The 6,125-nt window shown below is 43.9% G+C and carries 5 protein-coding genes; 2 read left to right on the top strand and 3 right to left on the bottom strand.

All coding sequences use genetic code 11. The features are described 5' to 3' along the window. Positions 1-722, bottom strand: a 722-nt coding sequence (ltrA, locus tag CEF17_RS18365; RefSeq protein WP_232725697.1) for a group II intron reverse transcriptase/maturase, incomplete at its 3' end; no start/stop codon positions are given. 770 nt (positions 723-1,492) lie between these two features. Here ltrA and CEF17_RS18360 point away from each other — a divergent pair. Beyond that, positions 1,493-3,475 carry an electron transport protein gene (locus tag CEF17_RS18360; protein ID WP_198509030.1) on the top strand — a complete coding sequence of 661 codons (1,983 nt, stop codon included), beginning with the start codon at positions 1,493-1,495 and terminating at the stop codon, positions 3,473-3,475. Between the two features lie 99 nt (positions 3,476-3,574). Beyond that, positions 3,575-3,706, top strand: a complete 132-nt coding sequence (locus tag CEF17_RS20170; RefSeq protein WP_332835320.1) for a hypothetical protein — start codon at positions 3,575-3,577, stop codon at positions 3,704-3,706. 358 nt (positions 3,707-4,064) lie between these two features. Here the strand turns inward: CEF17_RS20170 and fabG are convergent, their stop codons facing one another. Together fabG and CEF17_RS18350 are read right to left on the bottom strand one after the other, a co-directional pair. Next, on the bottom strand, positions 4,065-4,805 hold the full coding sequence (gene fabG, locus CEF17_RS18355; protein ID WP_100400978.1) for a 3-oxoacyl-[acyl-carrier-protein] reductase: 741 nt from the start codon (positions 4,803-4,805) through the stop codon (positions 4,065-4,067). Between the two features lie 20 nt (positions 4,806-4,825). Then, entirely contained in the window at positions 4,826-6,109 is a 1,284-nt protein-coding gene (locus CEF17_RS18350) for a GntP family permease (RefSeq protein WP_100400977.1), read from the bottom strand. Positions 6,110-6,125: the final 16 nt, after the last annotated feature.

The following is a 6,125-nucleotide window of genomic DNA, read 5'->3' as shown; positions in this document are numbered from 1 at the left end:
GTCATATTCCTGAGGATTCGCTCGGCGGCTCGTTTAGAACCTGCATATATTTGGCAGTCATCGGCAAACCGAACGAAGCGAAGCCCTCTGGATTCCAATTCTTTATCCAGTTCATCGAGCACAATATTAGAAAGGAGTGGGCTTAATGGACTTCCCTGTGGTGTTCCTTTTCGGTTTGGGGTCGTGAGCCCACCTTCCATAATGCCTGCTTGGAGGTATTTTCGGATAAGACGAAGCACCCGGGGGTCTTTAATGCGGAAGCTTAGCGTTCGCATCAACCGGTCATGGTTAACCTGGTCGAAGAATTTCTCGAGGTCGATGTCTATCACCCAGGTGTACCCCTCATTGATATAGGCTTTCGCCTGTCTCACCGCATCATGTGCTCGCTTTCCTGGTCGGAACCCATAGCTTTGCGGAGAAAACTTAGGGTCATACATCGATTGAAGATAGAGGTTGAGCGCTTGTTGGATCGTACGATCCATCACCGTAGGGATACCTAACTTCCGTTTGCCTCCGTTCGTTTTCGGGATTTCGATTCGACGGACGGGAGACGGTTGGTACGTACCCTTCAGAAGTTGGTCGTGGATGGTGTCCCATTCTTCCGAAATCTGAGCTTTCAGTTCGGAAGTGGGAACTCCATCAACGCCGTGACTTCCTTTATTCTTTGTCACCTTGTAGTAGGCGGCATTCAGATTGTTTCGGTGTAGAATGTGTTCCAACATGTTGCTCACCCTCCACGTGACCATTTCGTTCTTTTGTGTGGCGACCATCCTCCACCCTACCTGCGCCCTCGAAGACTTCACTTCTCTTTCGTAGGTAGTTGGTCTATTCTGTGTCATCGGATGACGCGTACGCCAGGGAAATGGTACTCATTTTATGATTCAGCCCTTCCCTTACCTTCCGGAAGGTAAGGTACTATGGCTTCGGCTGACTTCTGATGGTTCAGCGATTCTTTGAGAATCGGTTACCGCATGTGTGCGGCGTTCCCATCAGACCTCCCCGGGTAAGGGCATAAACTTCCCTTCCATATCCCCGCCTCATTTACTGTCTATCCCTTTGGTCGTTGGGGCTTTGTCTTGTATTGCAGACTCATCCCAGACAGACAGCCTTCTATGAGGTTCGTATTCCTCGGGGCGGAAGTTTGTCTCCGGCTTCCTTCAGATTCCAGGTCACCCTGGACACCCTTGCCTTTGACTAGCGGTTACAACGACCTTCACCGTTCGGGACTTTAACCCTAGAGTTTATACCCATGCCGGGCACACAACCACAAATTATTTCACTGTAGGTGAAATAATAATCGGAAAAATTATAAGATAGTGTAAATCAGTATTAGAACAGGTAGATATCGGCAAACGTTTCCTATTCCACCAGCAGTATCACTTGGCGGCGGATTGGTTCCCATAATTACCATTAATCTTTTAGAATTTCACCTATAAAAAACTTTTTTAAGGAAAGTATATTTTTTAAACATAACTTTCCTAAGGGGTTTTTTATGGTGAAATACTTAAAATGGGTAGGAATTATTACAGGAATCATCCTCCTTGCAGCTGTAGGTTTCTTTTTTTTAGGTAACTTTACTATTGGCTACACTCCTTCTTACAACAAGATCATAAATGCAGATCTTGTATATACCGACAGTGGGAGGCCAGAGGAAGCTTATGATGTGTGGGGCGACGCTGTTTCAGAAAAAGAAGCAGAAGAGCTGCTGCAAACAGAGGAAGGTCGTGCATACTTGTCAGAAGAAAATGGAGCTGTTCAAGTTGATGAAGAAATTTTAGACCTTGGCAGGAAATCCTTTTATGAAGAAACATTCGGCAATGAAGTGTTTCTTACTGACGTGATGGGAATTCTAGATGGGCCCTTATCCATTTATGATTTCATGAAGGCGATTGTAAAACTAGCAGGCAACCCCACCGATAACTTGCAAGTGGAACTCCCTAAAACAGTCACCATTGGTGGAATTACTCTTGAAAAGGGAACCATGATTGATACCGGATTAGATGTTCCAAGAGGGGCCGTGATGCCTCTGGGTATGCCCATAACCGTTGATCGAGGCCGAGTGAAAGCTGGGATCAGCTGTGCGCTTTGTCATGCCAGTGTCGATATGAAAAACAATGGAAATGTCGTGGAAGGAGCGACAAATACAGATTTAAACACAGGCACATTAATGGCATTAGCAAGCAACAGTGCTTCTTATTTCACTCATACCGATGTTGAAAATTTGGAAAACTACGTAGAAGATGTTCACCGCAGTGTAGAAACGACTAAAGGCGAGACAGAGCCCTTACCTGATATTGAGGCTCTTGAAACTGCTGTGGACGAAACATTAATGAAGTGGCCGCCAGGTTTTTTTGACGCGACGATTGATATGGAAGCCAACCCTACTCAAGTAAGTGATTCCTTTACGTTTGGAGACCATCCCTATAGTTGGTCTGGTATGGGAATGGCAGGAACCTTTAGAGGGTTGACCACATTGAATAACAATGTCCAAGCGCAAGGAGCGGATGCGATTGCCCAATCACAAATTAGTGAGGAACTGTTAGATATCGATCCTGAGGTGTACTTAGGAACATTATTACAAAACGCGGCGAATGAGAACTTTCGGTATGATCCTGAATCTGATCAACTCCCATCAGAATTTTTTGCAGGCGTAGACCCTCATCCTGGACAACCTGGCGTAAATGAAACGGTAAAGTTGCCGACGTTTCCCGATGTATCAATTATTTCGCCACAAGGCTACGTTGCCTCCTCACCAGGCCGTGGGGTGAATGAACAAAATAATTCGATGTCTGCCTTTCAAAACACACTTGTCCCACCTAAACCTCACCGGGAAGCGGACGAATCAACATTGGCTCGAGGGCGAGAAGTATTTCATGAAGGTGGATGTGTATCGTGTCATGCAGGGCGTTTCAAAACCAATAACCTCATTATTCCAGTAGATGACATAGGAACCCAGCCATCAAGAGCCAAAGCACTAGAGGCAACAGAAAAAGTATGGGATGAACCACTTATATATTCACCAGACACTCCTGTACCGGTTCCAGAGGATGCTACCATAATAAAAGCCCCAACGGATCACATTGAGGAAAAGCAAAAGGACCTAGGATTTGCTCATGGAAAATCCCAAGGAGGCTACAAAGTTAAAGGATTAGCAGGGGTATACTGGCAGGCTCCTTATCTCCATGACGGAGGAGTAGCTGTAGGTCCAAATAAAAATAAGGATATAGGGATTCCAGGAACTTTACTTCAAGGTATTCGTCCGGACCCATATAACAGTATGCTTGCAATTGTGGATCGACAGCTTCGTCAGCAAGTTATTGAAGCCAACCGGTCCTCCCAAGATTTACAGGATATAAATATAGAAGGCATTGGTCATGAATTTTGGATAGATGAAGAAGCTGGATTTTCCGAAGAGGACCAAGAAGCCTTGATTGATTACGTTTTATCTCTTACGGGTGAAAGAGAAGAAGAATAGAGCTGAGCTATCTAAAGGGGTGTAATACCTGTTAGGTTCTCCCTCATCCCCCTTGTAAATAGATTTAAAAGAGCAGGAGAAAAAGAGGTAACATGATTTTTGGCGATGATTGCGGGGGCACAAAATAAGTACAAAATAGGGGAACAAGCTCCAGAAAATGGAACCTACAAAGTAGAGATTGTAGTGAATGAACAGTACGAAAATGCCAATAAGGAAATTAAGGTGGATTAATGCGAGAATTTTCCTCCGGCTCCGTCTAGACGAGAAGAAAAGAATATGTTTTCTCCTTCCTTTAAAGTAACTTTTCTCTCTATGCTCCCTAAGAGGCCTTGTCCACCTCCTTGTACTTGAGCATTCGGATTTTATCCATAGGCCTCTGAAGCTATATAGGAAAACAAAAAAGAGGGGATTTCCCCTCTTTTGGTTGTAAGTTGACAGCCTTTTGCAATCCAATGAGCTCCCAATGATTAACCACCTCTTTCACTTCATAATTCTTCATGAATTGAGTTAAATATTAGCTTTAAAAAGTTATACCAAAAACCAAAGTTTCTTTGTGGCGCTACACAGCAACTACTTTTGACGAAACAGTTTAAATAACAACGCCACCATCTACGCTAAGAACGGTGCCAGTAATAAATCGAGCTTCGTTTGAGGCAAGGAAAAGATACGCATTAGCGATGTCCTCGGAGGTGCCAAGCGTTTGAAGAGGTGATTTCTCCTTCATTACTGTGAGAACCTTCTCAGGCATCTTCTCCGTCATTGGGGTCAGAATAAAGCCAGGCGCAACAGCATTTACGCGTATGTTATAGCGTCCTAACTCTTTTGCCCAAGATTTCGTTAGACCATTAACCCCTGCTTTTGTCGCAGCGTAATTAGTTTGTCCAAAGTTTCCGTAGATTCCAACAACCGAGGATGCATTCAAGATAACACCGCTTTCTTTTTCTTTCATATATGATGCAGCCGTTTTTCCAACTAGGAATACCCCTTTAAGGTTTACATTTATTACTTTCTCCCACTCTTCTTCTTTCATTTTTAAAAGCTGTGCATCTGCTGTAATGCCAGCATTATTTATAACGACATCAATTCTTTTAAATTCTTCATAAATCTCTTTAAACGCCAATTCCACTTCTTTTTCAATGGTTACATCTACCGTTTTTCCGACAGCTGTTCCCCCTTTTGCTTTTAGCTCTTTCACAGTCTTATGAATTTCTTCTTCATTCATGTCCAAAATTACCACCGCAGCCCCTTCTTCGACAAACCTCAAAGCTGTAGCTGCTCCAATTCCTCTTGCTCCTCCGGTAATTACCGCTACTTTATCTGATACACGCATTGTAAGTCCTCCTTTAATCTTTAATAAATTCCTACACTTGCTAGAATAATAGCTGGAATAACTGATAATACAGGGATTAACACAGCTACAACGGCAATATCTTTATATGAGTCTTTGTGTGTCATCCCTGTAATGGCTAATAGTGTTAAGACTGCACCATTGTGAGGAAGAGCATCCAGTCCTCCGGACGCAATGGAAGCCACTCGGTGAAATGCTTCTGGACTGATTCCGGTTGTCTGGGCGATCTCATAGTACCGGGCTCCTAAAGCTTCTAAAGCAATCCCCATCCCTCCAGAAGCAGAACCTGTTGCCCCGGCCAAAACATTTACCGCTACTGCTTGTGAGATTAACGGACTGCCCTGAATGCCAAGCAACACATCTGTTAATCTCTCAAACCCGGGAACGTGCCGGACAACCGTCCCAAAGCCAACAGCTGCACTAGTGTTGATAATAGCTATAACTGAGCCGCTTGCGCCGCCGTTAATCGCTTTAACAAACCTTTTAAACTTGGTTATATTAAATATCATAATAAGTAAAATTCCAGTAATAAGAGCGGCAACGATATCCCACTCTAAAACGTTTAACGTAAATACAACAGCTGCTAATGGAATAAATGACAGAATCACGTTAGGGGATTTTTCTTCTTTTTTTGAACTATTTTCTTCTTTTGGCTCTGTAAATATTTCACCAGCTGCCTTTAGCTTCCCTTCCCTCCACTTAAGATAAGCATATCCACCCCCTGCCATGACAAGAGCCGAGCTTATTCCCATAAAAGGAGCTGCCATGGCATTAGTAAAATAATAATCCATGGGGATAAGGTTTTGAATTTGTGGCGTGCCCGGAATAGCTGTCATTGTAAATGTAAAAGCGCCAAGAGCCACCGTTCCAGGAATCAATCTTCTCGGTATGTTTGCTTCCCTGAATAAAGCAAGAGCTAAAGGATAAACAGCAAAAACGACCACAAATAAACTAACCCCGCCATAGGTTAACACCGCTGCAGAAAGCAGGACTCCAAGGATGGCTCGTTTTGTTCCTATAGCTTTTGTAATGACAACCGCTACGGAACGGGCCATTCCGGTGTCTTCCATCAACTTTCCAAAGATCGCCCCAAGCATAAATACGGGAAACCAGGTTTTTGCAAAGTCTACGAAGCCTCCCATGTAAGTGTCCCTGTACGCGTCCAAAAGATCAAGTCCTCCTGTAAGCGCTACCACACCTGCGCATATTGGTGCGACCCAAATAATTGACCAGCCTCTATAAGCTAAGAACATCAGCAGAGCTAACCCTATAAAAATACCTAGCATTTTCTTTCTCCCTCCT

Source organism: Bacillus sp. FJAT-44742 (assembly GCF_002797315.1).
Classification (GTDB): domain Bacteria; phylum Bacillota; class Bacilli; order Bacillales; family Marinococcaceae; genus Thalassorhabdus; species Thalassorhabdus alkalitolerans.
This window is presented reverse-complemented; position numbering and strand designations above follow the sequence as displayed.